The 25,613-nt window shown below is 71.1% G+C and carries 35 protein-coding genes and 2 pseudogenes; 9 read left to right on the forward strand and 28 right to left on the reverse strand.

The features are described 5' to 3' along the window. Positions 1-24 precede the first annotated feature (24 nt). The 7 genes from BLW86_RS41940 to BLW86_RS07660 form a co-directional block, all read right to left on the reverse strand. Complete coding sequence (locus BLW86_RS41940) at positions 25-201, reverse strand: hypothetical protein (protein ID WP_177181592.1); 177 nt, start codon at positions 199-201, stop codon at positions 25-27. Positions 202-277: 76 nt separating this feature from the next. Beyond that, positions 278-433: a DUF6131 family protein gene (locus tag BLW86_RS41945; protein WP_093878551.1), complete on the reverse strand. Its 156-nt coding sequence runs from the start codon at positions 431-433 to the stop codon at positions 278-280. Between the two features lie 201 nt (positions 434-634). Next, positions 635-1,231, reverse strand: a complete 597-nt coding sequence (amaP, locus tag BLW86_RS07640) for an alkaline shock response membrane anchor protein AmaP (RefSeq protein ID WP_093873317.1) — start codon at positions 1,229-1,231, stop codon at positions 635-637. Between the two features lie 11 nt (positions 1,232-1,242). Further along, the gene (locus tag BLW86_RS07645) at positions 1,243-1,914 is read right to left on the reverse strand and encodes a DUF6286 domain-containing protein (RefSeq protein ID WP_093873318.1); all 672 of its coding nucleotides are present in this window, start codon (positions 1,912-1,914) and stop codon (positions 1,243-1,245) included. Then, a complete protein-coding gene (locus BLW86_RS07650) occupies positions 1,911-2,354 on the reverse strand; it encodes a hypothetical protein (RefSeq protein WP_093873319.1) in 444 nt (147 codons plus the stop codon). The genes BLW86_RS07645 and BLW86_RS07650 overlap by 4 nt, the downstream gene beginning before the upstream one ends. Further along, positions 2,351-2,578 (reverse strand): DUF2273 domain-containing protein, encoded by a 228-nt coding sequence (locus BLW86_RS07655; protein ID WP_093873320.1) that lies wholly within the window; start codon positions 2,576-2,578, stop codon positions 2,351-2,353. Before BLW86_RS07655 ends, BLW86_RS07650 begins: the two co-directional genes overlap by 4 nt. Before the next feature lie 36 nt (positions 2,579-2,614). Continuing rightward, complete coding sequence (locus BLW86_RS07660) at positions 2,615-3,055, reverse strand: Asp23/Gls24 family envelope stress response protein (protein ID WP_093873321.1); 441 nt, start codon at positions 3,053-3,055, stop codon at positions 2,615-2,617. Between the two features lie 124 nt (positions 3,056-3,179). Between BLW86_RS07660 and BLW86_RS07665 the strand changes: the two genes are divergently transcribed. Further along, positions 3,180-3,929 (forward strand): hypothetical protein, encoded by a 750-nt coding sequence (locus BLW86_RS07665; protein ID WP_093878552.1) that lies wholly within the window; start codon positions 3,180-3,182, stop codon positions 3,927-3,929. Between the two features lie 644 nt (positions 3,930-4,573). Here BLW86_RS07665 and BLW86_RS07670 read toward each other — a convergent pair. Next, positions 4,574-4,912 (reverse strand): helix-turn-helix domain-containing protein, encoded by a 339-nt coding sequence (locus tag BLW86_RS07670; protein WP_093873322.1) that lies wholly within the window; start codon positions 4,910-4,912, stop codon positions 4,574-4,576. A 923-nt stretch (positions 4,913-5,835) separates the two neighbouring features. On the opposite strand from BLW86_RS07670, the gene BLW86_RS07675 reads away from it, so the two are divergent. The 3 genes from BLW86_RS07675 (at position 5,836) to BLW86_RS43025 (ending at position 8,003) form a co-directional block, all read left to right on the forward strand. Further along, the gene (locus BLW86_RS07675) at positions 5,836-6,225 is read left to right on the forward strand and encodes an ATP-binding protein (RefSeq protein ID WP_093873323.1); all 390 of its coding nucleotides are present in this window, start codon (positions 5,836-5,838) and stop codon (positions 6,223-6,225) included. Between the two features lie 505 nt (positions 6,226-6,730). Further along, positions 6,731-7,198 (forward strand): NUDIX hydrolase, encoded by a 468-nt coding sequence (locus tag BLW86_RS07680; protein WP_093873324.1) that lies wholly within the window; start codon positions 6,731-6,733, stop codon positions 7,196-7,198. Between the two features lie 253 nt (positions 7,199-7,451). Beyond that, positions 7,452-8,003: a hypothetical protein gene (locus tag BLW86_RS43025; protein WP_256341753.1), complete on the forward strand. Its 552-nt coding sequence runs from the start codon at positions 7,452-7,454 to the stop codon at positions 8,001-8,003. A gap of 518 nt (positions 8,004-8,521) precedes the next feature. Here BLW86_RS43025 and BLW86_RS43030 read toward each other — a convergent pair. Then, positions 8,522-8,731 (reverse strand): annotated as a pseudogene (locus BLW86_RS43030) (hypothetical protein); the annotation flags it as partial. Positions 8,732-9,258: 527 nt separating this feature from the next. Between BLW86_RS43030 and BLW86_RS07700 the strand changes: the two are divergent. Then, positions 9,259-9,630 (forward strand): hypothetical protein, encoded by a 372-nt coding sequence (locus BLW86_RS07700; protein WP_256341246.1) that lies wholly within the window; start codon positions 9,259-9,261, stop codon positions 9,628-9,630. A 1,023-nt stretch (positions 9,631-10,653) separates the two neighbouring features. Then, complete coding sequence (locus BLW86_RS43035; RefSeq protein WP_256341247.1) at positions 10,654-11,253, forward strand: chromate transporter; 600 nt, start codon at positions 10,654-10,656, stop codon at positions 11,251-11,253. Between the two features lie 394 nt (positions 11,254-11,647). On the opposite strand, the pseudogene BLW86_RS43040 reads toward BLW86_RS43035, so the two are convergent. After that, positions 11,648-11,770, reverse strand: a pseudogene (locus BLW86_RS43040) (3-oxoadipate enol-lactone hydrolase); the annotation flags it as partial. A 428-nt stretch (positions 11,771-12,198) separates the two neighbouring features. On the opposite strand from BLW86_RS43040, the gene BLW86_RS07720 reads away from it, so the two are divergent. Beyond that, the gene (locus tag BLW86_RS07720; protein ID WP_093873328.1) at positions 12,199-12,639 is read left to right on the forward strand and encodes a hypothetical protein; all 441 of its coding nucleotides are present in this window, start codon (positions 12,199-12,201) and stop codon (positions 12,637-12,639) included. A 292-nt stretch (positions 12,640-12,931) separates the two neighbouring features. Here the strand turns inward: BLW86_RS07720 and BLW86_RS07725 are convergent, their stop codons facing one another. The 9 genes from BLW86_RS07725 to BLW86_RS07765 all read right to left on the reverse strand — a co-directional run bounded on the left by BLW86_RS07725 (position 12,932) and on the right by BLW86_RS07765 (position 17,204). Then, positions 12,932-13,363 carry a hypothetical protein gene (locus tag BLW86_RS07725; protein WP_093873329.1) on the reverse strand — a complete coding sequence of 144 codons (432 nt, stop codon included), beginning with the start codon at positions 13,361-13,363 and terminating at the stop codon, positions 12,932-12,934. Positions 13,364-13,413: 50 nt separating this feature from the next. Further along, a complete protein-coding gene (locus tag BLW86_RS07730; RefSeq protein WP_093873330.1) occupies positions 13,414-13,725 on the reverse strand; it encodes a gas vesicle protein K in 312 nt (103 codons plus the stop codon). Then, positions 13,719-13,949, reverse strand: coding sequence for a gas vesicle protein (locus BLW86_RS07735; protein WP_256341248.1), 231 nt, complete (start codon positions 13,947-13,949; stop codon positions 13,719-13,721). The genes BLW86_RS07730 and BLW86_RS07735 overlap by 7 nt, the downstream gene beginning before the upstream one ends. Beyond that, positions 13,946-14,809 (reverse strand): GvpL/GvpF family gas vesicle protein, encoded by an 864-nt coding sequence (locus BLW86_RS07740; RefSeq protein WP_256341249.1) that lies wholly within the window; start codon positions 14,807-14,809, stop codon positions 13,946-13,948. Before BLW86_RS07740 ends, BLW86_RS07735 begins: the two co-directional genes overlap by 4 nt. Further along, the gene (locus BLW86_RS07745; protein WP_177181593.1) at positions 14,806-15,243 is read right to left on the reverse strand and encodes a gas vesicle protein; all 438 of its coding nucleotides are present in this window, start codon (positions 15,241-15,243) and stop codon (positions 14,806-14,808) included. The genes BLW86_RS07740 and BLW86_RS07745 overlap by 4 nt, the downstream gene beginning before the upstream one ends. Before the next feature lie 153 nt (positions 15,244-15,396). Beyond that, positions 15,397-15,654 carry a gas vesicle protein GvpG gene (locus tag BLW86_RS07750; protein WP_093873332.1) on the reverse strand — a complete coding sequence of 86 codons (258 nt, stop codon included), beginning with the start codon at positions 15,652-15,654 and terminating at the stop codon, positions 15,397-15,399. 20 nt (positions 15,655-15,674) lie between these two features. Next, complete coding sequence (locus BLW86_RS07755; protein WP_093873333.1) at positions 15,675-16,388, reverse strand: GvpL/GvpF family gas vesicle protein; 714 nt, start codon at positions 16,386-16,388, stop codon at positions 15,675-15,677. 4 nt (positions 16,389-16,392) lie between these two features. After that, on the reverse strand, positions 16,393-16,830 hold the full coding sequence (locus BLW86_RS07760; protein WP_093873334.1) for a gas vesicle structural protein GvpA: 438 nt from the start codon (positions 16,828-16,830) through the stop codon (positions 16,393-16,395). Between the two features lie 68 nt (positions 16,831-16,898). After that, the gene (locus BLW86_RS07765) at positions 16,899-17,204 is read right to left on the reverse strand and encodes a gas vesicle protein GvpO (RefSeq protein ID WP_093873335.1); all 306 of its coding nucleotides are present in this window, start codon (positions 17,202-17,204) and stop codon (positions 16,899-16,901) included. A gap of 255 nt (positions 17,205-17,459) precedes the next feature. Here BLW86_RS07765 and BLW86_RS07770 point away from each other — a divergent pair, with 255 nt between their 5' ends. Next, entirely contained in the window at positions 17,460-17,738 is a 279-nt protein-coding gene (locus BLW86_RS07770; RefSeq protein WP_093873336.1) for a GlsB/YeaQ/YmgE family stress response membrane protein, read from the forward strand. 14 nt (positions 17,739-17,752) lie between these two features. Here the strand turns inward: BLW86_RS07770 and BLW86_RS07775 are convergent, their stop codons facing one another. The 8 genes from BLW86_RS07775 to BLW86_RS07805 all read right to left on the reverse strand — a co-directional run bounded on the left by BLW86_RS07775 (position 17,753) and on the right by BLW86_RS07805 (position 24,006). After that, entirely contained in the window at positions 17,753-18,178 is a 426-nt protein-coding gene (locus BLW86_RS07775) for an FhaA domain-containing protein (RefSeq protein ID WP_093873337.1), read from the reverse strand. Then, positions 18,175-18,321, reverse strand: coding sequence for a hypothetical protein (locus BLW86_RS41950; protein ID WP_177181594.1), 147 nt, complete (start codon positions 18,319-18,321; stop codon positions 18,175-18,177). The genes BLW86_RS07775 and BLW86_RS41950 overlap by 4 nt, the downstream gene beginning before the upstream one ends. 163 nt (positions 18,322-18,484) lie before the next feature. Next, positions 18,485-19,081 (reverse strand): hypothetical protein, encoded by a 597-nt coding sequence (locus tag BLW86_RS07780; RefSeq protein WP_177181595.1) that lies wholly within the window; start codon positions 19,079-19,081, stop codon positions 18,485-18,487. Continuing rightward, complete coding sequence (locus BLW86_RS07785; protein WP_093873338.1) at positions 19,078-20,253, reverse strand: ROK family glucokinase; 1,176 nt, start codon at positions 20,251-20,253, stop codon at positions 19,078-19,080. The genes BLW86_RS07780 and BLW86_RS07785 overlap by 4 nt, the downstream gene beginning before the upstream one ends. Before the next feature lie 58 nt (positions 20,254-20,311). Next, complete coding sequence (locus tag BLW86_RS07790; RefSeq protein ID WP_177181596.1) at positions 20,312-21,106, reverse strand: ATP-binding cassette domain-containing protein; 795 nt, start codon at positions 21,104-21,106, stop codon at positions 20,312-20,314. After that, entirely contained in the window at positions 21,103-22,158 is a 1,056-nt protein-coding gene (locus tag BLW86_RS07795; RefSeq protein ID WP_093873339.1) for an ABC transporter permease, read from the reverse strand. The genes BLW86_RS07790 and BLW86_RS07795 overlap by 4 nt, the downstream gene beginning before the upstream one ends. Then, a complete protein-coding gene (locus tag BLW86_RS07800) occupies positions 22,155-23,174 on the reverse strand; it encodes a sugar ABC transporter substrate-binding protein (protein WP_177181597.1) in 1,020 nt (339 codons plus the stop codon). Before BLW86_RS07800 ends, BLW86_RS07795 begins: the two co-directional genes overlap by 4 nt. A gap of 112 nt (positions 23,175-23,286) precedes the next feature. Next, positions 23,287-24,006: a GntR family transcriptional regulator gene (locus BLW86_RS07805; protein ID WP_093878557.1), complete on the reverse strand. Its 720-nt coding sequence runs from the start codon at positions 24,004-24,006 to the stop codon at positions 23,287-23,289. Between the two features lie 154 nt (positions 24,007-24,160). Here BLW86_RS07805 and BLW86_RS07810 point away from each other — a divergent pair, with 154 nt between their 5' ends. Next, positions 24,161-25,195 carry a Gfo/Idh/MocA family protein gene (locus BLW86_RS07810; protein ID WP_093873341.1) on the forward strand — a complete coding sequence of 345 codons (1,035 nt, stop codon included), beginning with the start codon at positions 24,161-24,163 and terminating at the stop codon, positions 25,193-25,195. On the opposite strand, the gene BLW86_RS07815 is transcribed toward BLW86_RS07810, so the two are convergent. Next, positions 25,184-25,609 carry a PaaI family thioesterase gene (locus BLW86_RS07815; protein ID WP_093873342.1) on the reverse strand — a complete coding sequence of 142 codons (426 nt, stop codon included), beginning with the start codon at positions 25,607-25,609 and terminating at the stop codon, positions 25,184-25,186. The two genes, BLW86_RS07810 and BLW86_RS07815, sit on opposite strands and share 12 nt — an antisense overlap. Positions 25,610-25,613: the final 4 nt, after the last annotated feature.

Consider the following 25,613-nt stretch of genomic DNA (forward strand, 5'->3'; position numbering starts at 1 on the left):
AACGTGGTGGGCCGGCCCCCACCGTCAGAACGCGGTGGGCCTGCCTCGGCGCGAGCGCAGTATCGAGCGCACCAGCAGGTACAGCACGGCGACGACGAGAAGCAGCACCCCGGTGGAGAGCAAGTACAGCATTCCGTCCACGACGGCGCCGATGACGATCAGGGCCATGGCGCTGCCGAGCAGGATCAGGAAGAGGAACATCGCACTGCGCCTCCCTGTGGCAGGGCGGCCTGGTGAAACCCGACCACGGGGCTGCGTCGGCTCGGAGTTGAGTCGCCTACCAGTAATGACGGCGTCCGCCGACCGCGTGACCGACCGCCCCGAGGATCCACAGGATGACCCCGATCACGACCAGGATGATTCCGATCGTCCACAAGATGGAGATGCCGGCCACGAACCCGATGACGAGCAGGATGATCCCGAGAATGATCATGGTGACCTCCGACCTCGCAGGTACCTCGATTCCAGCGTAGGCGCAACCCACTGAGGCGGCCTGTCAGGTTGTCACCCTCCTGCCCTTCCAGCGGGCATGGGCAGAAGCCGTCTGACCGGCAAGCCGATCAGGTGCGATGTGACGGCCGCGACGGCCAGGAGCCGGCGGGTGGGATTCCGTCCCGGACACGGCGGAGAATTCTCAGTCGACCCGATGGGCGCGGTGACGGACCTCCCGGAGGCTGACCTCCGACGGGAGACGGTCCAGGCCCGCCGAGTCCCGGGCGTGTGCGAGCGTGTCCCGGTCGAGTCGGTCCAGGATCCGCTCCGGTTCCGCGTGAGGCTCCAGCCACAGCCGCACTCGCGCGACCGGGGCGGTACGCCGGCCCCCCAGGCACACCCGTGCCCGCGCGACTCCGTCCAAGGCTTGCGCCTCTTTCTCGGTCACGTCCTCCAGGGCGCGGCCGTTGAGCCGGGCCGCCGTGCCGTCCTGGCTGTCGACGAGGACCTGGTGCAGCCGGTCTCTGCTCAGCAGTGTCCAGAGCCACCACAGCAGCAGCACCAGCAGCACGGCGAGCACCGTGATGACGGTCGGCCACCACCAGCCCTCCGCCCGCCACCGTAGGCGTCCCTCGTCGCCCAGGACGACATCGGCCGGGCCGCGGAAGGGCCACCAGCCCGGCACGTCGAAACCCCATCGGCGCTGCAGATCCAGCCCGCCCAGGAGCACGCCGCCGCCCAGGGCGAACAACCCGAGGCCGAGCAGCCCCAGCAGCACCCGGTTCACTGTCTTGATCATCGGGATCAGCGTCAGCCTTTCTTCGGCCGTCGGACGTGGACGGTCAGCGAGGGTCGCCGGGCGAGACCCAGGGTCGCCACGGCTTCGCCCAGTGCGGCATCGAGGTCGGCACGGACCTCGTCGAGATCGCGGAAATGCACCTGCGCCCGGGCTTTGATCTTCCGGCGACCGACATCGACCCGCGCCGACTCCACACCGGACACCCGTACGGCCCTGTCGCGCAGGATCAGGGCGACCGCCCGGCGGTCGAGACCGGCGCGGACCTCGCCTGTTCCTCGGGTGCCGGTGGGCTGCCGCATGGGAAGCAGCCTGCGCAGTCCCGGTGTCACCGCCAGCAGGACGAGGCACAGGCCGAGGGCCATCGCCACCGCGGCCCCGACGATCATCCAGCCGTCGTCCAGCGGCCGCGTGGCCAGCTCATCCGCGAGCCGGCGTCGCCAGCCCATCCCGGGCCGGCCCGCCCGCACGGAGACCACGTCGTACAGGAGCAGCCCGACGGCTGCGAGGGACAGCAGAGCCACGATGACCGCAGGAACCCGCCGCGCGGACCAGAAACGACGTGGCGACGCGCGGGCTGCCGACATCGCGCCGGCGTCCGGGTGTCCCGCGGAGGAATCCGTCGTGGCGGGCTCCGAGGGGAGAACGCCGTCGCCGGGCCGCTGCCGCCCCGTGTGCGCGCTCATCTCACCCTCTCCCGTTCCGTCCGCCGCGAGTGAGCCGAGTGCAGCCTCTCGACGGCCACCACGAGGTCGGACACCTCCACACCGGCCCACGCCGTGACGCGTTCGGTGACCTCTCGGCGCACCGCCGCGCACTGCGCCCCGATGTCCGACGGATAGCCCAGCTCCACGGCGATGCGCATCCGTACCTGCCCGAGCGCCGGTCGGCTCCCGGCAGGACCGCCTGCCCTCTCCGAGCCGTTCCTCTCCGGTGCCCTCCGCACCACCGCCGTCACGTCCGGGGTGCGGTGGCCGGGCGGCACGTGACCGGTCGGCTCGGAGAAACGGCTCAGTGCCTCGCGCGCCACCCGGGCGGCGATCTTCGCGACGACCCGGTCGGCGACCGTGGTCGCACCCCGTGCCCCGCGGGGGACGGGCGGGCGCCCGCCGGCTTCCCTGGTCACTGCCGCCAGTCTCTCCGTGCCCGGCGCTGGTCGTCACGAATACGTTGCTGATCGTCCCGGCGGCGGACGAAGTCGCCGGGTTCGAGATCGCCTTCCGCCAACCGCCCGACCACGAGTCCGACGGCACCCAGCACCAGCACCAGCAGGAAGGCCCAGAAGCCGCCGAAGTACGCAGCGAAACCCAGCGCCATTCCGGCGGCCAAACCCACCACGGATCTGCTCATCACGCGCTCCTTCGCCTGGTAGCCGACTCCGTCCGGCTACTGGAGCCGCTGCCGCTCCTGCCCCTCGCCCTCCTCGTCCTCCTCGTCGGGCAGCTTCACATCACCGACCATGATGTTGACTTCCACGACTTCCCGACCCGCCATCCGCTCCACCGCGGAGATCACGCTCTCCCGCACCGCCCCGGCCACGTCCGTGATCGAGACGCCGTAGTCGACGACGAGCTCCAGATCGATGGCCGCCTGCACTTCTCCGACCTCGACGCTGACCCCGCGGGTGACGGACTTGCCACTACCGGCGCCAGGCATCCGTTCCCGCATGGATCCCATCGAGCGCGCGAACCCGCTGCCCAGGGCATGGACGCCGCGCACGTCCCGTGCCGCCATCCCGGCGATCTTCTCCACCACCACATCGGCGATGGATGTCCGGCCACGAGAACCGGGCGCGCCGCCGTACTTTGCGCCGGTGTGCTCAGTCATCAGGCGCTCCTCCCTCGAGAAGTCAGCCGTTCACCCCTTATCCGAATTATATTCGCCATAGACCGTTTTGTTCGGTCGTCGTGAGTCGAGGGAGAGGGCGGCAGAGGTGAGGACCGAGGCGTTGATGCAGTCAGTACGTGGTCGGCTCGGCCTGGGGCGACTGCTGCCGCTCGGAGGGCCGGACGACGGCACGTGGATCACCGAACAAGCGGCCGTCCGGGCTCTCTGGCGCAAGGCCGCCGGGATCCCCGGCGTTCGACTGCAGAGCATGCGCATCGGACCGGTCCCGCACGAACCCGTGCTCGAACCGGCCGTTCGCCCGCCTACCGGCGGGCTCCCGCCCGGCCCGCTGGGGATCGAGGCGGCCTTCACCGGGTCCGTGACCACACCCGTGCCTCAGGCCGCCGAACAGTTGAGGACGATCCTGCTCGAGACAGCCGACGAAGACCTCGGCCTGAGCGCTGCGACAGTCGATCTGCGCGTCACGGATCTCCACGAAGGCCCGGAGGCGGACGGAGGACCGCAGACCGCGGAGAACGTCATGATGCCCCCGTCCAAAGAGGCGCCCACGCGAAGCTCGGCCCCCGCGACCGCAACCGAACCCCTGCGGGGGGTGATCGGAGAGCTGGCCGATGTCGCGTCGGCCGTGCCGGGCGTCGCCCGCCTCACCGCCCCACTGGGCGGCCACCCCGTCAGGGTGACGCACCAGGACGATCCGCCCGCCCGACACATTCAGATCCAGCTCGCGGTCGTACCCGGCCGCCATCCCCTGGAAGTCGCGCGGGCCGTCCGGGACGCCGTGACCGTCGCGGCCACGAGTGACGTCCGGGTCCCGACAACCGCTGCCGTCCTCATCACCGGGACCGCGGCGTAGCCGCATCGGCATGGAAGGTCTTCAGGCGGGCGGCCTTCTGCAGCCGCATCGGCACATGGCCCACGCCCGAAGTGGCTGACCGGAAACTTGTGGAGTTGCTCGGACTGCACGGCAGGTCCGTGTCCTCACTCTCAGCTGATGGCACGGCGAGTCCGGTGAAGAGCTGAACCTGCGAGGGCGGCGGGCAGGCCGGAGCGGTCTGACCGGATTCGAGCCGGTCGCAATGTGGCAACGTCCGGTCCGCCAATCTGCCCCTGGTCCCAGGCTGCGGCGACCCTTCTGCGTCAGGTCACCTCGGCACAGCTGGACTTCGCTCGTTCCGCCAGTTCCGCGGTGGCGACAAGGTCGTGAGCGCGTTCCGGGGACGCCCGACTCGGAACGCGCGAAGCAGCCGTGCGTCTTGAGTCCCGGGCCCCGGTTCCGCCCAGTCGATGGACGTCTCCCGCACCATGCGGGGGGGGCGGAGGCAATCACCCTGGTTCCTGCGGCACAGCACAGCAAAAAGCCCACGCCGAAGGCGTGGGCAAAGGGAACTTCCGAACCACGACAGCCAACCGGGGCGGTACACGCCCGCACGCCCCGTCACCAGAGGTGTTCCTCCACATGGGAGCGGCCCCGTCCAGGCACGGCGGGGCAGCACCGTCTCAGGCCGCTGCCGGTGGCCCGGCCGTCTCGGCGGCGCGGCGGTGTTCGGCGTTGATGCGCTGGGCTTCTTCGAGCTGGTCCTCGAGGACGATGATGCGGCAGGCGGCCTCGATGGGGGTGCCCTGGTCGACGAGTTCGCGGGCGCGGGCGGCGATGCGCAGCTGGTAGCGGGAGTAGCGGCGGTGGCCGCCCTCCGAGCGCAGCGGGGTGATCAGGCGGGCTTCGCCGAGGGCGCGGAGGAAGCTCTGGGTGGTGCCGATCATCTCGGCGGCACGGCCCATGGTGTAGGCGGGGTAGTCGTCGTCGTCGAGACGGCCGTAGGAGTCGTCTGCTGTCATTGGCACCTCTCTCGTGGAACGCGTGGAGGGGCCCTGGCGCCGTACGGCACCAGGGCCCCGAAGGAACTTCTACACCACGTGCCGACCCTGATACCGCGTCGGCCTTCTGTGTCCGCGTACCCGACCTGGCTGCTGTCGGGCGTGCGGGGATCGCGGTTGCTTGACCGGAGACCACCTCACTATCGATGTCCTGCGGTACCCGGACCCAAGACTTCCGTCCGGGCGATCCTGATGGTGCTTCGTTCCTCCGTTCTTCCCTCTGGATCAATCACTTGCCAAACGGGAACTGCGTACTGCTGTCACTGCGTACTACTGGTACTGCTGGTGTTGCGAACTGCTGATGGCCTCTCACAGCGCCACTTCGGCAGCCAGCCCCGTCGCCCGTCCTGCGTCTGCTCCGGCCTGGAACCCCACTGCCGAACTTCCCGGTGCGCGCGTCCGCAGCCGACGCCTTCACCGGGGGTACTGCTCACCGACTTCACTGCGGGGTACTGCGCACTGCACGCGCGGGTACCGCGTCTGTCATGACCGCGGTCCCGCCGCTGGCGGCCCCTGATCACTGCGGGCCACCCGGTCCGGCCGTCAGTCCCGTCGCCGTCCTGCAACCACCCTGGCTTCGGGGCTCCACCGCCGTACCGTCCTGCGCACTGCAACCACCTGTACCGCTGGTACTGCTTGCCGGCAGTTCGTCTCTGCCAGGCCCTGCTGTCTCTCTGTGCTACGAGAGAAACCATAACTACGCCACTGCTCAATGTCTACTCCAGCCAATATAGATTTCCGTGTGTCCAGCGACGAGATAATCGGCCTCGAAGAGTGACGCGGGTGGGTGCAGGGTGGTCGCACCGGGTTGACCGCCGCTCGTCGGGGCAGATGCGGCGGGCAGGGAGGAACGGGCAGGGACGATCCGGAGACCAGGGGGCCTGATGGACACGATGAGCGTCGATGTCGCGACCGATCGCCCTGCCGGTTCCGTCGCCGTGGCACGTGACAGCGCCCGGACCTTCCTCGAAGGGCTCGTGCCGGCGCTCGCACCCGAGGCCGCCGACACCGTGGTCCTGGTGGTCTCGGAGCTCGTCACCAACGCCCTGCGTCATGGCGGCGGCACCTGCACCCTCGACCTGGCCGCCCGCCCGGACGGCATCGAGGTGGCCGTGCACGACCACAGTCCCCATGCCCCGCGCATGCGCACCCCCGACCTCGATGTCGGCACCGGAGGCTTCGGCTGGCCCCTGGTCAACCGGCTCGCCACAGCGACCGCGGTCACTCGCCGGGCAACCGGAGGAAAGACCGTGAGCGCCCTCCTCCCCCGGTAGCACCAAGGGATTGGCATCGGCCCGGGCGTGCCGGTCAACCCGGAGGCCCCAGAGCGCTCGCTCATCACCGCTGTCGAGGCGGCCGAGCTTGCCCGTTGCTGGGGCCAGGAACGGTCCTCGCAGCTCGTCGACCGGACCACGCCCACGGACGTCGACCAGCTTCAACCCGGGTGCCGCCTGCCAGGGCCCTCGCCCTGGGGCCGTCTCTTGTGCGACCCGGTGCACTGGAGCAGCGTCAGTACGGCGCAGCGGGTGGGTGGTGAAGGTGTGGGTGCCTGACACCGGCCCCCACACCTTCACCTTGCCTATGCTGCGGCCCCCAGAAGCGGGAGCGCCAGACGGCAATGGATCAACGTCCTCCGAAGTTTCCGTTTGTAAGCACTTCTTTGGGTTCCACCGCACGGAACAGAAGTGGCTCCAGGCGTAAGAAGTTGATCTGGCTCCACTCGCGGAGCGATGCGCGAATCTTGGACGCTGGGTAGGGTCCGGGCGGGGAGGTGCGGGGATGAGTTTTCGGTTGGCGGCGTATGCCGTGTGCATCGAGGACGGGTGGGTGCTGCTCGCCCGTCACGTGCCACCGGCGGGCGAAAGTAACTGGACTCTTCCAGGTGGCCGGGGCGAGCACGGCGAAGATCCGTTCGATGCGGTGATCCGGGAGGTCGCCGAGGAGACAGGCTGCACCGCGGTGGTGGATCGCCTGCTGGGCGTGGACTCACGGGTGATCCCTGTGGCCGAAGCTCATGCGGGAGTCGAGCATCAGAATGTCGGCGTCTTCTATCGGGTCCGTATCACTGGCGGCCAGTTCCGGCCTGAGCCGAACGGCGAAATCGTCGAGTCCGTCTGGACCGTGATCTCTGACGTCGCCGGCCTGCGCCGGTCTTCGCTGGTCGATATCGGCCTCTCCCTGGCCCAGGCCCTTCCGGCAACAAGCCACGTCGATCCTGTCCCGGTCGACGGCCTGATCCAGCACTAGTACTCCAGCAGCGGTTCATGTCCTGAGCTGGTGGGGTTCGTTGCCCGGGCATGGTGGGGATGGTTGAGGCCCAGGTGTGGGCTGCGGAGTCGGAGTCGGTGTTCGCGCGGGTGGCGGGCCGGTTCGCCCGGGCGGATCTGCGGTGGCGGATGCGGGACTACCTGCGGGGACTGCTGGCGCCGGTGGGGACGAAGATCCCCGACGAGCGCCAGTTCGCGACCAAGGGCGAACTCGCAAAGTCCATCGTGACCAGGTGTCTGGGGTCGGCTATGTCGTCGCTGTACCGAAGTCGCAGCAGGTCAAGAGCCTGGCCGGGTTCTGGCGGATCGACGAACTGATCGCGGGGGCGCCGGAGGAGGTCTGGCAGCGGATCTCCTGCGGTGACGGGGCGAAAGGCCCACCTCTCTACGACTGGGCCAGCGCGAAGCTGCCGTCGATCGGATTCTTCGACGGGGACGAGCCCACCCATCACCGGTGGGTACTGGCCCGCCGCAGCCTGATCCGGCCGGACGAGATCACAGCCCTGAAACAACAGATCACCGATGTGCTCAAGCAGCACACACCCCACCTGCTCGAGTGCTACGGAGTGGGCCCGGACACCGCGGCGGCCCTCCTCATCGCCACAGGCGACAACCCCGACCGGCAGGTGCCGGTCGGGCCCTCCGAGCTGTCCGGGCGCCAGCTCACGTTCGCCCGCGGGTGGCGGTCAGGCCGCCGCGGGGGGCGTCGAGAAGCGCGGAGGCGTGCCGGATCGGGGCGAGCCCGCGGACGGGCGCGGTGGCCCGGGGAAGGGGGCGGCAGGTGAATCCGAGCTTGGCCATGGCCCGGAGGACCTCGTCGGCGGCGGAACGCCGTGCGCCGTGCGCCTCGCTGCCGAGGCGGGACCGCGTCGACCGCGGGAGCCCACCTCGGCTTTCTCCGGATACGCCTTCTGGGAAGGCGTATCCGCACAGCGAGTGACAGTGGCGCCGCCCCGACTGGGGCCTTCGTTCGGGACGACGGGAATCGACCCGCGCCACGAGTGTGGGAGAGGGCGGGCCGGCTGCCTTCCGGTCCCCTACGACACGCCCATGCCGTGATGGCTGATGATCTCGGCGTCCCCGCTTCCTCGGGCTGGATCTTGCGCGCGAGGCGGGTCACCCGTACCGGGCGGTGGCATGACGTGGGGTGCGTGGCCTCATGGCGGTGGTCGTCACAACGGCCCCAGCGCATTCACTCCGCCGAGGCCGCCCTTCCGGATCGTCACACGTGAGCGTGCTCGATCCATGCTCGATCCTACGACTGCCGACCGGGGCGGGCCAGCGGGCCATGGGGCGTTCCGGCTCAGCCGCGTTCTTCCTCTTCGGCCTCCATGCGGCGGATCCCCTGGTGGGTGAGGGAGACCATCGCGGGTGTGTTGCCCGGTTCCCAGTCGACGCTGATCAGGCCCTCGCCGGCGAGGTAGGTGCAGGCGGCGGCCAGGTCCTCCTCCGGGATGCGCAGGTCGTTGCGCAGCTTCCGCCCCGGGACGCCGAGGAGGCGATTGCCTTCGGTCTTCGGAGGCGGGGTAGCTGCGCTGTTCCGTCCCGGCGAAGGGGCGTCGGATCGTCTGGGCGATTGCGCGGGCGGCTTCGGGGGTGGCGGCGACGATGCGGATCTCGGCCTGTCCGGCCGAGGGCAGGGGCGCGGTGTCGGTGGGATGCAAGGGGTGTGGTCCCTTCACGGGCGAGCGGGAGGCCGGTGGGTGGGAGTCCGGTGAGCGGGAGGCTGGCGGGTGGGTTGTCCCGGGTGCCGGGTGCCCCGCCCGCGGCCTTCGGTCGGAGGAGTGGTCCGGGGTGGTCAGGGCGAGGTGCCCGTGCGCCTGCGGTGGGCGGCTTGCTCCGTCGGGGTGGGGTGGCTGTGGCCGGGCGGCCGGATCAAACTCGCGAGGCGTCGGCGTCGGCGTCGAGCGAGCCGTGAGGTGGCGGTCGCGCAGCGGTCCTTGCCGGTTGGTTCATCGCTCTTGTGACGAGATGCCATAGGGGACATTCGAGTGGAGTACGTCGTGCGCCGCAACTGCCTCCGCTCTGTTTGCAGTCGTCTTGCGCAGTGGCACGACGACCGAGGAGGCATTCGTGACTGGTTTTCAGGCTTTCACCACCGGCACCGTGGCGCTGTGGGATCTCGACCCGTACCGATTTCCTGCCGCGCCCGTCGACGATCTGCCGGAGCAGACGCCGACGGCCTGCGGCGTCCTGGAGCCCGGCGACCACCTTCTGCCCGCGCCGGAGCCGACGGGCCGCCCGTCCGCTCGTCTCGAGCCGGCCGACCGTCGCCGTCTGGAGCTGCATGCCGCTCTCACCACCGCGGGTATCGCACCCCTGCCGGGCGACATGGATGCCATCGAGGCCCTGTGCCGACTGGGCGACACCACCCATGTCGCGCTGCGGCGATGGATCAGCCACGCCATGTGACCCTCGTGGGGCCGGGCGCGCTGTGGGGCATGGGCCCGCGTCTGTCGGAGGAGACGGGCGAAGACCGTCGCCGGAGGCTCGCTGCCGTATCCAGGGAATCTGGCGGTACCTGTCAGATCACAAGAATCGGCCGGCTGAATCCGCCACGTCCCGCCTCCCTACCCCTACGGCTGCCGGTCCTGGAGAGTCGGGTACTTCGTCGGCCGATCGGGGACGGGGTGGCATATGACTGGCGCGATGAGGTCGGCTCGGTGGCTGGCTTCGGCCTGTGATGACCCAGCCGGGTGCCTGCGTGAGTGGCGAGTCGGCCCACGGGGTGTCGTGCTCTTGCCCGCGGGGCGGATGCGGGACGCGCTCGCGGTCCCGGAGATACTGGGACGCGGCCTGCTGGCCGCCATCGCCCGCTCGAGACGGTCGGGCAGCGGCCCGGTGCTCGGTGACAGCAGGTGTCAGGAACTCGTGCTGCTGATGACTCCCGGCACTCCTCCTCCCACGGGGCTGGACCGGGCCGCCCGGTATCTGACGAGCGGGGCGTGGCCGGCCGTTCCGGACCCCGACCGGCAGGCGACGGGGCCGGCCTGGCTCGTCGCACCCGACGGGTGCGGAACCCTGTGCTCCCCGACGGACGTGTCCCCCCTCCTTCCTCAACACCCCTCAGCGAAGTGAAGGAACAGGCGAGGAAATGGTGCGGCCGCACATTCTCCAGGCTCTGGAAGCCGTCCTGGACGCCCGGCCCCCGGCACACGACCGTTCGCATCGGCTACTTCTCCGCGCTGCTGCGCCATCTGGCATGGGGCGCATCCCACGACGTCTACCGGCTGAGAGGACAGCCCCATGAGACGTCAGCCAATGAAGGTTCCCGGACAGAGGGCAGGCCGGGTCAGCGGCCGCAACCGTAGACGCCATGCCCGGGGCAACGAGAGCCCGAAGCGTTCCCGCCCGCCACCACGCCTCGGACCCGAACGGCCGCCTGATCACTCACGGTGGATGTTGTCCGCTCGTCGTCCCGTGGCATCGAGAGTGATGTCGAAGACCACCTTCTCACCCCGGCACAACCCCCGATCCGGCCCGTGGACCGCGGAAATCTCGGCCCCGACGTCCGCCTCGCCCCCCATCAGGCCAGACTCAGATCCCCGTACCCTCCTCCCGATCCCAGCCAGTACCAAGGCGTGTGCAGGGGCGCGAAACAGCGCATCAGGGAGTGCGGTGAAACCAACTCACCCGAACCCGGTTCGCCCTCGGCCAGGTCACCCCGGCCCGGTCGTCCAGACCGTCGCCGTCGTTGGCTACGCGGCGGCGGCCGGCCTGGCCGGCGGTCTACTCATAGCCATTGCGGCCTTCGCGCCCTCCTTCGCCATGGTCATCGCTGACGGACCCCGCTTCGACAGCCTGCGCGCCAAATCCTCGGTGCAGGCGTTCCCCACCTGCGCCGGCCCAGCAGTGATCGGCGCCGTCGCCGGCTCGGCCCTCCCCCTCGGCCTCTCCCGGCCACCCCTGGCAAGCCGTCGGCCTGGCCGCTGCCGCGCAGACCCTGTTCGTGGCCGAGCGAGGAGTCGTCCCCGCTCTCCTCGGCGCGGGCGTGCTGGGCGTGGCGGCAGTGGCCTGGGCCGGCCGTTCGGCTGATCTGCACAGAACCCACGCTGCGTGCTGGTGTGTTCCAGCTCCCGAGCGGCTCCCGCGCCATAAGCTCGGGAAGCTCCTGGCAGCGAAGGTTGATCTCGGTCGACAACCCGTCTACCAGGAGCTTCGTCGTTCTGCCACGCCAGCCCCAGTGATCCCCGGCCATGTTGGAAAAGGCCCAGTGGCCCGGGAGTACCCCGCGATTGACATGACTTGGCGAAGCCTCGGTAGCGCTCAGGCCCGACGAAGCCCCGGCTCGGTGGTGCCTCCCGGCCGGGCTTCGTCGTGTCACGAGGTGTCACAGTCTCTGCGGAGTGAGGCAGACCGAGCGCCGCGCACCGTGCAGTATTCGCACTGTATGGACTGTGTGGACTGTCGCGGAAAGGCCCTACGACCTGTGGAATGTGGTGCCCAGTGAGGGGCCCAGCACGAGGACCGGAGCGTCTTCTGCCCCGTCAGAGCGGTATTGCAGGGTGTTCGTCGGTGTCTCACTCACGCCCTGCACCGTCTCACATCTCATGATTTCCCACATGGGCGGGTGAGGGCCCGTGCCAGCCGTCCCGTGTCACGGCGGCTGCGCGAGGATCCTCGACGTCCGGCTTCGCGTACCACCTCTTCGTGGCACGCACGCCGGCGTGACCGGCCCACCGCGCCGGGATGTGGTCCGGCACGCCCTCGCCGGCGAGGTACGTGAGGCAGGGCGAGCGGGCGTCGCAAAGCCTGACAGGGCGGAGACCGAGACCTCCATGAGCCGTACGCCCATCCGGCCCCCGACCCCTCCTGCCCCGGCAAGCTACGCGCTTGTCCGACGCCGCTGCCGGCTACCGGAGAGAAGCCCGTGGAGGGTCGAAGGGCAGCCCGGGCGAGGAAAGTTGAGGCTTGGTCAGACATGATCAGATTCGAGCTAGAGTAGACATTTCCAGCCAACACACTTTCCCTGGGGGATCCTTGCGCCTCAAGAGCAGCCTCGTCGTCACCGCCGCGGCTCTGGCCACCGTCGTCACTCCGCTCCTCGCCGGCCCCGCGGCCGCGGCGTCCGGCACCGAGGCGACGGTCTCGACCAACTCGTACTACGGGCGGATGGTCATCGGCTGGGGGATCAACCCCTACCGTCTCGACCCGATCCAGATCGTCGCCCAGGACCGCGCGACCGACGGCTACGTCGTCGGCATCCGCCTCGTCACCAACGGCGAAACCGGCCACAGGGTCTGGTCGATGCGGACCGTGCCGAGTGGCCAGACGACCGCCTCCTGGACCACGTACCTGCAGGCCGGCTGGATCGACAACGCCTACTTCGAGGTCTGCAAGATCGGTGCCAGCAGCGGTGCGATCGCGAGCTGCGAGGCCTCCGCCGTGATGAACAACCCGTTCGACGACTCCTCCATGTAGGACGCGCGGGAGGGGGTGTCACCCGCATGCGGGTGACACCCCCTCCCGTCTGTCTCCGACCGTCGGCCCGGGCCGGCCAAGGCCCGCGACCTCGGTCCGCACTCGCCGTCGAGCTGACGCGAGGAACGCACCCTGGGGCGAGACCGGGCGCCGCGACGCGCTCCGGCAGCCCGGACGACCGGGTTCGCCGTCAAGCGCCGCGAGGGGCGGGGCACGCTGGTCCGCCCGGCAGCACCGGGCGGACCAGCGTTCCCCGCGGACCGCGCAGGCACTGACTCCCGCGCCCGCCCACTCAGATCCGGCCGCGCGCGAGGCGGGTCAGGGGGCCCGTCAGCGGACCGGTCAGCGGCTTGGCCGTGGAGCGGCCGATGGCGAACGCGGCGCCGGCGACACCGGCGACGCCGACCGCCGCACCGGCTGCCACGGCCTTGCGGTGCTTGACGGCCGTCCAGGCCGTGGCAGCCACGGTGGCCGCCTTGCCCGCGTTGGCCGTCACCAGCTCCCGGCCGCTCTGGAGGCCGTCGGTCACCGTCCGGCCCGCGCGCCCGGCGGCCTCGCCGACCGACTTCCCGGCGCCCCGCGCCCCGGCCGAGCCGCCCGTCTTCTCCGCGGCGGAGGCGCGCTTCGCGGTCTGTCCTCGGGCCGCGGTGGTGGTCTTGCCGCCCGCCGTCTTCTTGGCGTTGGCGGTATCGGAATTCTTGGCGTTGTCGCTCTCAGCAGTCATGACATTCCTCCTTGCCTCTCCACGTGAAATGACACGGGTCCCTGGCTGTCTCAGCCGCCGTTCCGGGGGAGCAGGGATCCCAGGGGCCCCAGATCCAGATTGAGGTCGTCCATCGACAGGCCGTACCGGTCGCAGAGTTCCTCCATGCGTTCCTGCAGGATCATCAAGGTCAGCCCGATGCGCTCCTCCTGATCTTCCGTCAGATCTCCTTGGTCGACCCGGTGCACGGCGGTGCGCTCCATCAGCTGCCGGAGCAGCTCGACGATGGTCAGGACGAGTTTGACGAGGTCCCGTTCCACCGTGTCCGCGTCCGTCCCCAGGCGCCGGGCCACCGCGGAGGCCTCGCTCTCCCGGCTCACCACGACGCCGGCTCCTCTCCCGTGACGGACCGGATCACCGCACGCAGGTTGATGTGGACCAGGTCGACGTCCGCGACGGACAGGACGAGGTCACCGGTGAGCACCGCTCCCCCGTTCAGGAGCCGGTCCAGGAGATCGATCAGGGCGACGGGCGGTCCGGTGACGGGGCCGGGGGTGGTGATGTCGGGGGTGGTGATGTCGCCGCCCGCGATCCGCGTGCCGTTCATCGCCCCCCACCTTCCTCCGTCCCGTACCGGTCCTCCTCGGCCACCGTGGCGAACGAGTACGGGGCCCACGGCCCGGTCACCTCGACGCGCACGCCCGGGGTGGCGTCGGCCGACGCACCGAGCGCGGCCATGAACCGGCCGACTTCGCCCGTGGGCACGAGATACGCCTCGTTCGCGATGTTCTCCCCCCGCGCGGGAGCCAGTCCGCCCTGCTGCGGCCGGTGGACGACCCGCGCGCTGGAGAGTCCCTCCGCCACCCGGACCGCCTCCTCGGCGGCGTCCGCGGCCGCGCGGTGGAGGTCCTGGATGCTGCGGCGCTGAGCCCGGCGCCGCCGGAGGTAGGCGCGCCCCGGGCTCTCCGCGACCGCCTCCGCCTCTCCTTCCGCCTTCGGCGGCGTCACCGCGCCCGCGTCCGCGTAGACCTTCATGCCGAGTTCCACATGGCCGTCCAGGCGATCCAGCAGGTCCAGGAAGCGACCGCGCCGAGCGGTGAGCATCTCGGCCACCCGGGCGTCGTCCAGGTACACGGTCGCCAGCCGCATGGGCAGGACGGTCGTCCCCGCGAACGCGGCGTCGACCACCGCGTGGTGGGACCGGGCGATCACCTCCAGCCTGGCCATGTCCTCCAGCTGCGTGCGCAGCCCCTGCTCCCCGAACGCGCCGGACGGAACGGAGGACACCACCGCCGCGAGGCCGGCGGATTCGACCAGCCGCAGCGCCCTCCCGTCGACGCCGGCCAGGCGGGCGACGGCGTCCCGCAGGGCGGGCTCGCCGACACGGCCCAGGGCGTAGACGTACGACATCTCCTCACCGGCGTCGAGGGGTTCGTCCGCCCGCCGGAGCTGCGAGTCGGTGCTCACCGCGTCTCCTCCTCTTCTTCCTGCCGGGAAGCCCGCACCGCGTCGGACGAGGGGCCGGAGAGCCCGGCCGCCGCCCTCAGCCGGGCCAGTTCGGCCCGCAGCCGCTCGTTCTCCTCGGCCGGTGACTCGCCCTCGGCGGTCGGAGCGGTCGTCACGGACCTGGTGGGCCCGGCCCGGGAGGAGAGCGAGGGGTCGTGCTCCCACCAGTCGATGCCCATCTCCTTCGCCTTGTCGACGGACGCGACCAGCAGGCGCAGCTTGATCGTCAGCAGTTCGATGTCGAGCAGGTTGATCTGGATGTCGCCCGCGATGACGATGCCCTTGTCGAGCACCCTCTCCAGGATGTCCGCGAGGTTCGCGGACGAGCCCTGCGCCCCGTACGCCGGTGCGGCTCGCGGAGAACCCGGCATGCGGCCGGCCAGTGAATCGGACACGATGTCTCCCTGTGCTGCGGTGTCGGTCAGCGGGCGGAGGCCGCGGGGCGAGGCCGGGAGCGACGGACGGGCCCGGGCTCGTCGGGCTCGTCTGGCTCGTCGTCGGGGAGCTCGTCGTCCTCCCCGGCTCGGTCGTCTGTCGTCGGTGGGGACTCAGCGGCTGCTCCGCGAGCCCCGCCGGTACTCCTCGGCCTCTTCGAGCCGGTCGAGGAGCTCGTCCTCGCGGCGGTCGAACTCGTCGGCGTCGATGCGGCCGCTCGTCAGCTCCTGTTCGAGCGCCGCCAGCTCCCCGCGCACCCGCTCGGGGTCGTAGTGCTCCCGCTCCGCGGCGAGGATCACCTGGTCGAGGACCCAGGCGGTGCCGCGGACCGGGGCCAGCGGAAGGGTCAGAACGCCGGTGACGAGGCCCATGTCCCCTCACCTCCCCTTGCTCAGACGAAGCTGTACGGCGGCAGCGGTCCCGTGAGGGTGAAGTCGTAGGCGTCCCCGAGCCGGTCGGCCTCGGCCCGCACGGCCCGGACGAACTCGTCCGTGCGCTCGGCCGGGACCAGGAACGAGGCGTTGAGGAAGTGGTTGCCGCCGACGTCGGCGACGGCGGAACGGGTGGCCGCCCCGTCCAGCCGGGTCACGATCTCCCCGGCCTCCCGCTCGCCCCGGGCCGCGACCTCGCGCGAGACGAGCTCCCCCAGCGCGACCCGGTCCTCGTGGGTGCCGGAGCCGCCGCGGGTGCGCTCGTTGAGCTCCCGGGCCTGCTGGGAGTCGGCGAGGACCGCGCGGAGCATGTCGTCCTCGTCCCTGCCGGCCTTGAGGTGGTACTCGACGTGGCCGTCGAGCTCGGCGAGCCGCTGCCGGTACGCCGGTTCCTCCCGGTCCAGGACGTCGGCGACGCGCTCGTCGTCGGGGCCGAGCAGGCCGAAGCGCATCGGCAGGGTCGCTCCGTCGGCCATGAGCGACTCCAGGACGTTCTGGTGGGCCATGACGTCGCGCCGCTTGGCCCGCAGGCCGGGAGGCGCGTCGCTCACGACGGCCGTCAGGGTGTCGGTGCGGACGGTGCGCAGGGGTGAGGGCGGATCGCCGACTCCTCGCAGACCGTCCAGGCGCACGGGGTGCGTGGCGTCGGTGATGGCGTAGACGTACGTGGACAAGGTGTCACTCCTCTCGCTTCCGGGCCGTCTGGCGGCCGGCCGTCGACTTGCGGACCGGACGCTTGTCGGACTCCTCCTCGGACTCGTCGCGCTTGCCCTTCAGCGTGTCCGTGAAGGCCTCCACGGCGCCGCTCAGCGCTCCTTTCGACTTGCCCTTGGCGCCGCTCTCGGTCATCTCGCCGACGATGTCGGTGAGTTGGGTGGGCGCCTTGCGGCCGGATTCCAGGTCGAGGCGGTTGCACGCCTCCGCGAACCGCAGGTACGTGTCGACGCTGGCGACGACCACCCGGACGTCGATCTTGAGGATTTCGATTCCGACCAGGGAGACGCGGACGAAGGCGTCGATCACGAGCCCCCGGTCAAGAATGAGTTCGAGAACGTCGTAGAGATTGCCCGAACCACTGCCACTGGTCGTGGGATTGCTCTGCTGGACGAGTGTCACGATGAAGCTCCTTCCGGTGATCGCACGGGGCCGGCGACGGCCGGAAACCCGCCGGTCACCCGCTGGTTTCAGCGGCGGTCGATCTGCCCCCTCGCGTAACGGCGAACGCGTTCGTAGGCGACGAGTCGTCCTTCGGTGTCGAGTTCGACGTGGTAGGTCGCCATGACGCTCATGGTGTCGGGGACCTTTTCGAGTTCGACCACCTCCACGTCCGCGGACCAGCCCTCGTCGCCGCCCTTCACCGCCGAGACGGCTCCCGGCTCGCACTGGAGCAGGTCCGCGAGCTGGCCGGAGGCGCGGCGCATGGCGGTGGCGATGTCGCAGCGCCCGCCGGCGGCGGCATCGGCCGTCCCGCCTTTCCTGTCGTCGGTCATGTTCCTGATCTCGCCTTCGTGCCCCTGGAAATCGGTCCGGGGAAATTCCCCGGCCGCCGAGTGCGGCTGCGGTTCGCGTGCCCCTCCGTTCCGAACGTATGCGTGGTCGCGGCCGATTCACCGAGCGGCCGGTGGCACCTCACGCATGTCGCTCCCACGGTTTCCGCGCTCGAATGCCCCGTCTTCGCACGGGTAGGCGGGCACGGAACCCATCAGGCCTCAAGGAACCCACCAGGCCTCGACGAAGGGGAAGTCGTGACGATTTCGGGAATCCTCAGCGCCTTGGTCATCGGTGTCGCGGTCGGCCTGCTGGGCCGCCTCGTCCTGCCCGGAAGACAACACATAGGCGTTCTGTGGACGATCGTCGTGGGAATCGCGGCGGCGCTGGTCGGATCGTGGATCGCCGCCCTCTTCGGGCTGTCGGGCACCCGGGGCGTCGACTGGACGGAGTGCCTGGTCCAGGTCGTGCTCTCCGCCCTCGGGGTGGCGGCCCTGGACCGCGCCCTGGGCGACGTCCGCCCTCCCGGACGCTGAGGTCCGCGGCCCGTTCAGTCGCCCTCGGGGAAGGCGTCGGCCCGTACGTGGGGCATGGGGCGGCTGCTCACCCGGTACGGCTCGCCGGCCAAACACGCGGACGGGGTGACGCGCACGGTCAGCGGTCCCGCCCACTCGTAGCCCTTGCGCTCCCCGTACCGGGCCAGATCGTCCGTCAGGGACTCGCCCACGTCACCTCGGCCTCGGCGGACCAGCTCCTCGTGCACCCCGGCGTCGAGTTCCACCTCGTAGGCGTTCGGTACGACCACTCTGCTCTCGCTGCACACCACGGCGTGGTCGTCGCACTCGTGGTGCAGCGCGTCGACCAGCTCGACGGGTTCGCGGTGGCGGACCTTGGAGACCAGCCTGTTCTGCCAGCGTTCCAGGGCGCGTTCCCACCGCGAAAGCCCTTCCCCCGCCGCGTGCCTGCCGCCCTTCACCGTCGCCCGCGCAGCCGCCCGAGCAGCCTGCGGGCCTGTTCGCGCCTGCGGGGGTCGGCGGCGGCACGACGGGCCGACGCGATCGTCCGCCGTCCCTGCGGACTGCGGGTGAACTGCTTGATGCGGGTGATGAGTCCGGACATGGTTCCTCCTCGGGCCGTGTGCGGTCCGCCTACCCGGGCACGCCCGGAGCATGTCGGCGGCCTTCGGCGGCGGGCGACGCGCGGCGGGCAACCACCGTACGGGCGACGGGCCTTGAGGCCGGTTGCCGACGGTGGCACATCCGCTCACCCGCGGGAGGCCGCGTCAGGGGCTCGTCGTCGACACCGCGTACACCCGCGGGAAGGCCGGGTCGGTGAGGTCGACGGTGATGTCGGTCCGCGGGCGCGGTTCCTCGCGGGGGACGATGGCGCCCGCCCAGGTCACGCCGTGGGCGAAGGTCCAGCCGGCGATGTCGGCGTCGCGCTCGCCGACGGTGATCCGGCCAGAGGTGAGCGCGGAACGGGCGGTCCCGGACTCGGCGAGGAAGGCGTCGAGGCCGCCGGCGGTCGTCGTGAACTGGACGTACAGTCGGCTGGTCTTCCAGTTGCTGGTCTCGTAGTAGGCGACGTCCCAGGCCCCGGAGGGGATCGGGATCTCGAAGACCCGGCGCTTCATCAGCGAGGGCCAGTTGGCCTGGAGGCCGGCCGCCGAGGACTCGCGCTCCTTGTCGCGGCCGCTGTCGCGGCTCTGGCCCGCGGAGATGACGAGGTAGCCGGCCGGGATGCCGACGAGGAGCACGATGATGACGGCCGTCAGCCAGCGACGGCGGATCATGTGCCGGCGGTCCTCGGGCAGCCTGCCCTGCGGGGGGCGGGGCAGGGTGGTCTGCTGAGGCAGGGTGGCCTGCTGGGACAGGGTCATGGAGTGGGGTCCTCGGGGGTGCGTGCGGCCCGGCCCGAGGTGCCGTTGCGCAGGGCCTGGGCGTAGCGCTCGTACCGTTCGTACCGCTCGACGCGGCGCCGGTTGGCGCGGCGGAAGCGGCGGGCGACGAGCCGGGCGAGGTCGGCGGCGCCGACCATGCCGGCCTCGGGACCGAGCTGGGCGCGGGTGATGCGGGCCTCGGGGCGGTAGCCGCGGCCGGTGAGGTGGCGGCGGAAGGCGTCCCTCGCGGGGCCGATGAGCAGGTCGTCGGCGGCGGAGACGCCTCCGCCGATGACGAAGCAGGAGGGGTCGAGGGCGGCGGCGAGGTTGGCGATGCCGACGCCGAGCCACTGGCCGATGTCCTGGAGCAGCTCGACGCACATGGCGTCGCCCTCTCGGGCGAGCTCGGTGATGAGGGGGCCGGTGATCTCGGGGATGTTCCCCTTGACCCGCTCGATGATCTCGTACGCGACCGGGGAGTCGGCGGCGGCCAGCTCGCGGGCCTCGCGGACCAGCGCGTTCCCCGAGCTGTACTGCTCCCAGCAGCCGCGGTTGCCGCAGGGGCAGCGGTGGCCGCCGGGGACGACCTGCATGTGGCCGAACTCTCCGGCGACGCCGTACTTGCCCCGCTTGACCTGGCCGTCCTCCAGGATGGCGCCGCCGATGCCGGTGCCGAGGGTGATCATGACGAGGTGGTCCTCGCCTCGTCCGGCGCCGAAGCGCCACTCGGCCCAGGCGGCGGTGTTGGCGTCGTTGTCGACCATGACGGGGACGGCGAGGCGGCCCTGGAGGGCGTCGCGGAGGGGTTCGTTGCGCCAGGCGAGGTGCGGGGCGAAGAGGACCCGGGCCCGGTCGGCGTCGACCCAGCCGGCCGCGCCGATGCCGACGGCGTGCACGTCGTGCCGGTCGGAGAGGTCCAGGACCAGCTCGACGATGGTGTCCTCGACGACCTTGGGGCTCTTGGACTTGTCCGGGGTCTCCGTGCGGAGCTTCTCCAGGATGTTGCCGTCGGCGTCGACGACGCCGGCCATCACCTTCGTACCGCCGATGTCGATGCCGACGGTCGGCACCCGGGGCGCCGTCAGGTGGGAGCGCCGCTCCCGGGACCCGACGGTCCGCAGCACGGTCCCGCGGGCGGCTCCCCGGTGGGCGAGGTCACGGTAGGTACTCATCGGCTCCGATTCTGCCAGGTGGGGTGTGAAGGGGCCGTTACGTCGTGGAGCGGGCCGGTCACGCGCCGGTCGGCCGCTCCAGCTCGTGGCGCAGGTCCTCCAGCTCGCTGCCGCCCGCCATCTGCCGGGTCAACTCGTCGAGCGTGACGGAGTCCTTGGTGTGGCTCGCGGCCATGACGCCCCGCTTGAGGAGGACGAAACGGTCGCCGACGAGGTAGGCGTGGTGCGGGTTGTGGGTGATGAGAACCACTCCGAGGCCTTCGTCGCGGGCGGCCGCCACGTACTTCAGGACGACCCCGGACTGCTTGACGCCGAGCGCGGCGGTCGGCTCGTCGAGGACGAGGACCTTGGCGCCGAAGTGGACCGCGCGGGCGATGGCCACGCACTGGCGCTCGCCGCCGGAGAGGGTGCCGATGGGCTGGTCGACGTCACGGAGGTCGATGCCCATGCGCAGCAGCGCCTCGCGGGTCGTGGCGCGCATCAGCTCGACGTCGAGCCGCTTGAGCGGGCCCCTGCCCCTCGTGGGTTCGGAGCCGAGGAAGAAGTTCCGCCAGACCGGCATGAGGGGGACGACGGCGAGGTCCTGGTAGACGGTGGCGATGCCCCGGTCGAGGGCGTCGCGCGGGTTGGCGAGGGTGACCTCCTCGCCCTCGATGCGGAAGGTTCCGCCGTCGTGCCGGTGGAGACCGGCGACGATCTTGATGAGGGTGGACTTGCCGGCGCCGTTGTCACCGAGGACGCAGGAGATCTCGCCCGCGCGGACCTCCAGGGAGACCCCTTCGAGGGCGCGGATGTTGCCGTAGTACTTGCTGACGTCGGCCAGCTCCACGAGCGGAGTCGACTCCGTGGTCACTTGGTCGCCTCCACGCGCTTGCGGATCCAGGCGTTCAGCAGGGTCGCCAGGAGGAGCATCGCTCCCAGGAAGAACTTGAACCAGTCGGGGTTCCACTCGGCGTACACGATGCCCTTGCTGGTCATGCCGAAGATGAGGGCGCCGACCGCCGAGCCGATGGCCGAGCCGTATCCGCCGGTGATCAGGCAGCCGCCGATGACGGCCGCGATGATGTAGATCAGCTCGTTCCCGACGCCTTCGCCCGACTGGACGACGTCGAAGGAGAAGAGCAGGTGCTGGCCGGAGATCCAGGCGCAGAAGGCGACGCCCATGTAGAGGCCGATCTTCGTGCGGTGGACGGGGACGCCGACCGCGCGGGCCGCGTCGGCGCCGCCGCCGACGGCGAAGATCCAGTTGCCGAAGCGGGTGCGGAGCAGGATCCAGGTGGCGAGCGCGACGAGGCCGAACCACCACAGGATGGTGACCTTGAACTCGACGCCGCCGATCGTCGCCTCCGAGGCGAAGAGCTTCCGCGCGGAGGGGAAGCCCTCCATGTCGGCGATGGTCTTGGTGGAGACGGTGCCGCTGATCAGCTTGGTGAGGCCCAGGTTCAGGCCGGTCAGCATGAGGAAGGTGCCGAGCGTGATGATGAAGCTGGGGAGTTTGGTACGGGTCAGCATGAAGCCGTTGAAGGCGCCGATCGCCAGGGTGACGAGCAGCGAGACGCCGACGCCGACCCAGACGTTCGCCGTCATCTGGTAGCTGAACATCGAGGAGACCAGCGCGGAGCTGGTGACGAGGACGCCGGCGGAGAGGTCGAACTCGCCGCCGATCATCAGGAGGGCGACCGGGACGGCCATGATGCCGAGGGTGGAGGCCGCGTAGAGGACCGTGCCGAGGCTGGAGGGCTTGAGGAAGCTGTCGGCGACCACCGTGAAGAAGGCGAAGACGGCGATCGCGCCGACGACCGAGCCGAGTTCGGGGCGGGCGAGCAGCTTCTTCAGGGGGGTGGTGCGAAGCAGCCGTTCGTCGACGTGGTCGACACCGTCCGAGGGCGGGGCGGTGGAGCTCATCGGGTGCCCCGATCCGCGTACTGCTTCAGCGCGGCGGCCTGGTCCTTGGTGATGATCTGGGGGCCGGTCAGGACCGGCTTGCCGCCGCCGAGGACGTCGGCGTTGTAGCGGTACAGCCAGAGCAGGTCGACGGCCTCGTAGCCCTGGAGGTAGGGCTGCTGGTCGACGGCGAAGCCGAGGGTGCCGGCCTCCAGGGCGGTCGCGACCTTGGCGTTGAGGTCGAAGGTGTCGACCTCGGCCTTGCTGCCGGCGCCCTTCGCGGCCTGGACGGCGGTGTCGGCGAAGGGGGCGCCGAGGGTGACGACGGCGTCGACGTCCTTGTCGGACTGGAGCTTGGCCTCGATGGAGGCCTTGACGTCGGGCATGTTGGTGCCGTCGACGTACAGGTTCACGAGCTCGCCGCCGAAGGTCTTCTTCACTCCGGCGCAGCGCTGCTCGTGGCCGACGTTGCCCTGCTCGTGCAGGACGCAGAGGGCCTTCTTCTTCCCGCGCTTGTCGAGTTCCTCGCCGACGGCCTCGCCGGCGACGGTCTCGTCCTGGCCGATGTGGGTGAGCGCGCCGTAGGCCTTGGACTGCTCGGCGCCCGAGTTCACGGTGATCACCGGGATGCCGGCCTTGACGGCCTTCTCGACGGCGGCCTTCATGGCGTCGGGCTTGGCGAGGGTGACGATCAGTCCGTCGACGCCCTTGGCGACGTACGAGTCGATCAGCTGCGCCTGCTGCTGGGCCTCGTCGTTGTGGGCGTAGAGGAAGTTGATGTTGTCCTTGGCCGCGGCCTGCTTCGCGCCCTTCTGGACGATGTCCCAGAAGGTGTCGCCGTCGCCCGAGTGGGTCACCATCGCGAAGGTCCACCGGGGGGTGTCGACGGCCGCCCTGCCCTGGGCCTCGGCGGCCTTGCGTGCGTCCTCCGCCCGCTTTCCGCCGGTGCTGCTGCACCCGGCGAGCGCCGCGGTGAGTGCGAGGGCGAGCACGGCGCCGACTGCGGCGCGTACCCCTCCTGTCCGAAGCCTGGTCACGAGGCCGTGCCCTCCTTTGTGTCCTTCTGCGTGCATTGCAGTATCGGTCATGCGGGTCGTGGCGCTCGTCAGGGGGTTGCCCCGGGTCACGGAGCCGGTCCGCGGACCTGGTTCACGGGCGGACCATCAGCTGGAACTCGAAGGAGTAGCGGGTGGCCCGGTACAGGTGGGAGCCGTACTCGACGGCGCGTCCGGTGTCGTCGAAGGTGACGCGCTCCATGGTGAGCAGCGGCGCGCCCTCCGGCTCGTCGAGGAGCGCGGCCTCCTCGGCGGTCGCGGCGCGGGCGCCGACGGCCTGGCGGGCGCTGTGCAGGGTGAGCGCGGCGGAGCGGAGCACGCTGTAGAGGCCGGTGGTCTCCAGGCGTTCGGTGTCGGGGTCGACGAGTCCCGCGGGCAGGTGGTTGCGGAGGTACGCCATCGGCTCGCCGTGCGCGGTGCGGAGCCGTTCGAGGTAGTGGACCTCGGTGCCCTCGGGCAGGCCGAGGGCGACCGCGACCGGTCCTGCGGCGGGTTCGAGCCGGTTGACCAGGACCCGGGTGGCGGGGCGCTGTCCGGCGGCGGCGAGGTCGTCGTAGAGGCTGCTGAGCTCCATGGGGCGGCGGACCCTGCTGTGCAGGACCTGGGTGCCGACGCCGCGGCGGCGGACCAGGAGGCCCTTGTCGACGAGGGACTGGATGGCCTGGCGGACGGTGGGCCGGGAGAGGCCCAGGCGGGTGGCGAGGTCGATCTCGTTGCCGAGGAGGGTGCCCGGGGCGAGCGTCCCGTTCTCCACGGCGCTCTCCAGCTGCTGGGCGAGCTGGAAGTAGAGCGGGACCGGACTGGTGCGGTCCACGGAGAGCGGGGGCAGGGGGGAGCCGGACTGCTTGGGCACGGGGCGAGCGTAGCCCGGGGCCGCTGAGGACCGGAAGCTGATGACGGGAAGTCGTGACGTCCGGTTGTCCTGACAAATCCTTGACAGTCGGGCCGCCCGCCTCCACGGTGGGGCCATGCGCATCGGACTGATCGGTACGGGACGGATCGGGAGTTTCCACGCGGGGGTGCTGGCCCGGCATCCGGAGGTCGAATCGCTGGTCCTGGCGGACGCGGACGCCGGCCGGGCGGCCGGGGTGGCGGGGGCGCTCGGCGCGGAGGCGGCGCCGGACGTGGACGCGCTGCTCGGGCAGGCCCTGGACGCCGTGGTGATCGCCTCGGCGACGGCCGCGCACGCGGAGCTGATCGCCCGCGCCGCCCGGGCGGGCCTGCCGGCCTTCTGCGAGAAGCCGATCGCCCTGGACGTGCCGAGGACGCTGAGGGCGCTCGACGCGGTGGCGGAGGCGGGCACGGTGCTCCAGCTGGGATTCATGCGCCGCTTCGACGCGGGGTACCGGGCGGCGCGCGAGGCCGTGCGGTCGGGGCGGCTCGGCCGGCTGCACACCGTGCGGGCGGTCACCTCCGACCCGGAGCCGCCGCCCGCCGCGTACCTGCCGCTCTCCGGCGGCCTCTTCCGCGACTGTCTCGTGCACGACTTCGACATCGTCCGCTGGGTGACCGGGCGGGAGGTCGTCGAGGTGTACGCGACGGGCTCGGACACCGGTCCGGCGATGTTCCGGGAGGCCGGCGACGTCGACACGGCCGCGGCCGTGCTCACCCTGGACGACGGCATGCTGGTGACGGCGACCGCGACCCGGTGCAACGGCGCCGGGTACGACGTCCGCATGGAGCTGGCGGGCGAGCGGGACCAGATCGTGGTGGGCCTGGACGACCGGACCCCGCTCGCCTCGGTGGAGCCGCAGGGCCCGCCCGCCCCGGGCAAGCCCTGGCCCGGCTTCCTGGAGCGGTTCGCCCCCGCGTACGAGGCGGAGCTGGACGCCTTCGTACGGCTGGTGCGCGGCGAGGCGCCCAACCCCTGCGACGGCCGGGAGGCCCTGGCGGCGCTCCGGATCGCCGAGGCGTGCGAGCGCTCGCGACGGGAGCGGGGGCCGGTCCGGCTCGCCGGGGTGGGTGAGCCGGCCGGGGGCGACGGGGCCGGATCAGCCGGCTGACAGCACCGTGCCCTGGGCCACCGCGCACAGCGTCTCGGCGCCCTGCTCGTCGACGGTCGACAGGTCGCAGCGCACCACCGCCTGCCGCCGCCCGGCGTGGACCACCTCCGCCCGGGCACGCAGCACGCCGCCCGTCGCGGGCCGGACGTACTGGATGGAGAACCCGGCCGTCAGCACGGCCGCGCCGAGCTCGGCGCCCGCGGCGAAAGTGATCGCGTTGTCCGCCGCGTACGAGAGCACCCCGCCGTGCAGGAAGCCGTTCTGCTGTCTCAGCTCGTCGCGACGGTCCAGCTCCAGGACCGCTCGGCCCGCGCCGAATTCGGTGAGGCGGGCGCCGACGAGCCGGCTGAACGGCTGCGCGTCGAGGACCTTCCGGGCGAGGTCGAGGTCGAGGGCGGGGGTCTGGTCGCTCAAGGGT

The sequence above is a fragment of the Streptomyces sp. TLI_105 genome (assembly GCF_900105415.1).
In the GTDB taxonomy this organism is placed as follows: domain Bacteria; phylum Actinomycetota; class Actinomycetes; order Streptomycetales; family Streptomycetaceae; genus Streptomyces.

What these genes read in the sequence shown, in the direction of transcription:
- BLW86_RS07675 (WP_093873323.1), top strand. Translation starts at nt 5,836, where the DNA reads ATGGACACGATGAGCGTCGATGTCGCGACCGATCGCCCTGCCGGTTCC.
- BLW86_RS41950 (WP_177181594.1), bottom strand. Translation starts at nt 18,321, where the DNA reads ATGTCCGGACTCATCACCCGCATCAAGCAGTTCACCCGCAGTCCGCAG.
- BLW86_RS07655 (WP_093873320.1), bottom strand. Translation starts at nt 2,578, where the DNA reads ATGAGCAGATCCGTGGTGGGTTTGGCCGCCGGAATGGCGCTGGGTTTC.
- BLW86_RS07735 (WP_256341248.1), bottom strand. Translation starts at nt 13,949, where the DNA reads ATGAACGGCACGCGGATCGCGGGCGGCGACATCACCACCCCCGACATC.
- BLW86_RS07795 (WP_093873339.1), bottom strand. Translation starts at nt 22,158, where the DNA reads ATGAGCTCCACCGCCCCGCCCTCGGACGGTGTCGACCACGTCGACGAA.
- BLW86_RS07785 (WP_093873338.1), bottom strand. Translation starts at nt 20,253, where the DNA reads ATGAGTACCTACCGTGACCTCGCCCACCGGGGAGCCGCCCGCGGGACC.
- BLW86_RS07645 (WP_093873318.1), bottom strand. Translation starts at nt 1,914, where the DNA reads ATGAGCGCGCACACGGGGCGGCAGCGGCCCGGCGACGGCGTTCTCCCC.
- BLW86_RS07725 (WP_093873329.1), bottom strand. Translation starts at nt 13,363, where the DNA reads ATGACTGCTGAGAGCGACAACGCCAAGAATTCCGATACCGCCAACGCC.
- BLW86_RS07660 (WP_093873321.1), bottom strand. Translation starts at nt 3,055, where the DNA reads ATGACTGAGCACACCGGCGCAAAGTACGGCGGCGCGCCCGGTTCTCGT.
- BLW86_RS07670 (WP_093873322.1), bottom strand. Translation starts at nt 4,912, where the DNA reads ATGACAGCAGACGACTCCTACGGCCGTCTCGACGACGACGACTACCCC.
- BLW86_RS07810 (WP_093873341.1), top strand. Translation starts at nt 24,161, where the DNA reads ATGCGCATCGGACTGATCGGTACGGGACGGATCGGGAGTTTCCACGCG.
- BLW86_RS07750 (WP_093873332.1), bottom strand. Translation starts at nt 15,654, where the DNA reads ATGGGCCTCGTCACCGGCGTTCTGACCCTTCCGCTGGCCCCGGTCCGC.
- BLW86_RS07765 (WP_093873335.1), bottom strand. Translation starts at nt 17,204, where the DNA reads ATGACCGACGACAGGAAAGGCGGGACGGCCGATGCCGCCGCCGGCGGG.
- BLW86_RS41940 (WP_177181592.1), bottom strand. Translation starts at nt 201, where the DNA reads ATGTTCCTCTTCCTGATCCTGCTCGGCAGCGCCATGGCCCTGATCGTC.
- BLW86_RS07780 (WP_177181595.1), bottom strand. Translation starts at nt 19,081, where the DNA reads ATGACCCTGTCCCAGCAGGCCACCCTGCCTCAGCAGACCACCCTGCCC.
- BLW86_RS07680 (WP_093873324.1), top strand. Translation starts at nt 6,731, where the DNA reads ATGAGTTTTCGGTTGGCGGCGTATGCCGTGTGCATCGAGGACGGGTGG.
- amaP (WP_093873317.1), bottom strand. Translation starts at nt 1,231, where the DNA reads ATGATCAAGACAGTGAACCGGGTGCTGCTGGGGCTGCTCGGCCTCGGG.
- BLW86_RS41945 (WP_093878551.1), bottom strand. Translation starts at nt 433, where the DNA reads ATGATCATTCTCGGGATCATCCTGCTCGTCATCGGGTTCGTGGCCGGC.
- BLW86_RS43035 (WP_256341247.1), top strand. Translation starts at nt 10,654, where the DNA reads ATGTCGAAGACCACCTTCTCACCCCGGCACAACCCCCGATCCGGCCCG.
- BLW86_RS07665 (WP_093878552.1), top strand. Translation starts at nt 3,180, where the DNA reads ATGCAGTCAGTACGTGGTCGGCTCGGCCTGGGGCGACTGCTGCCGCTC.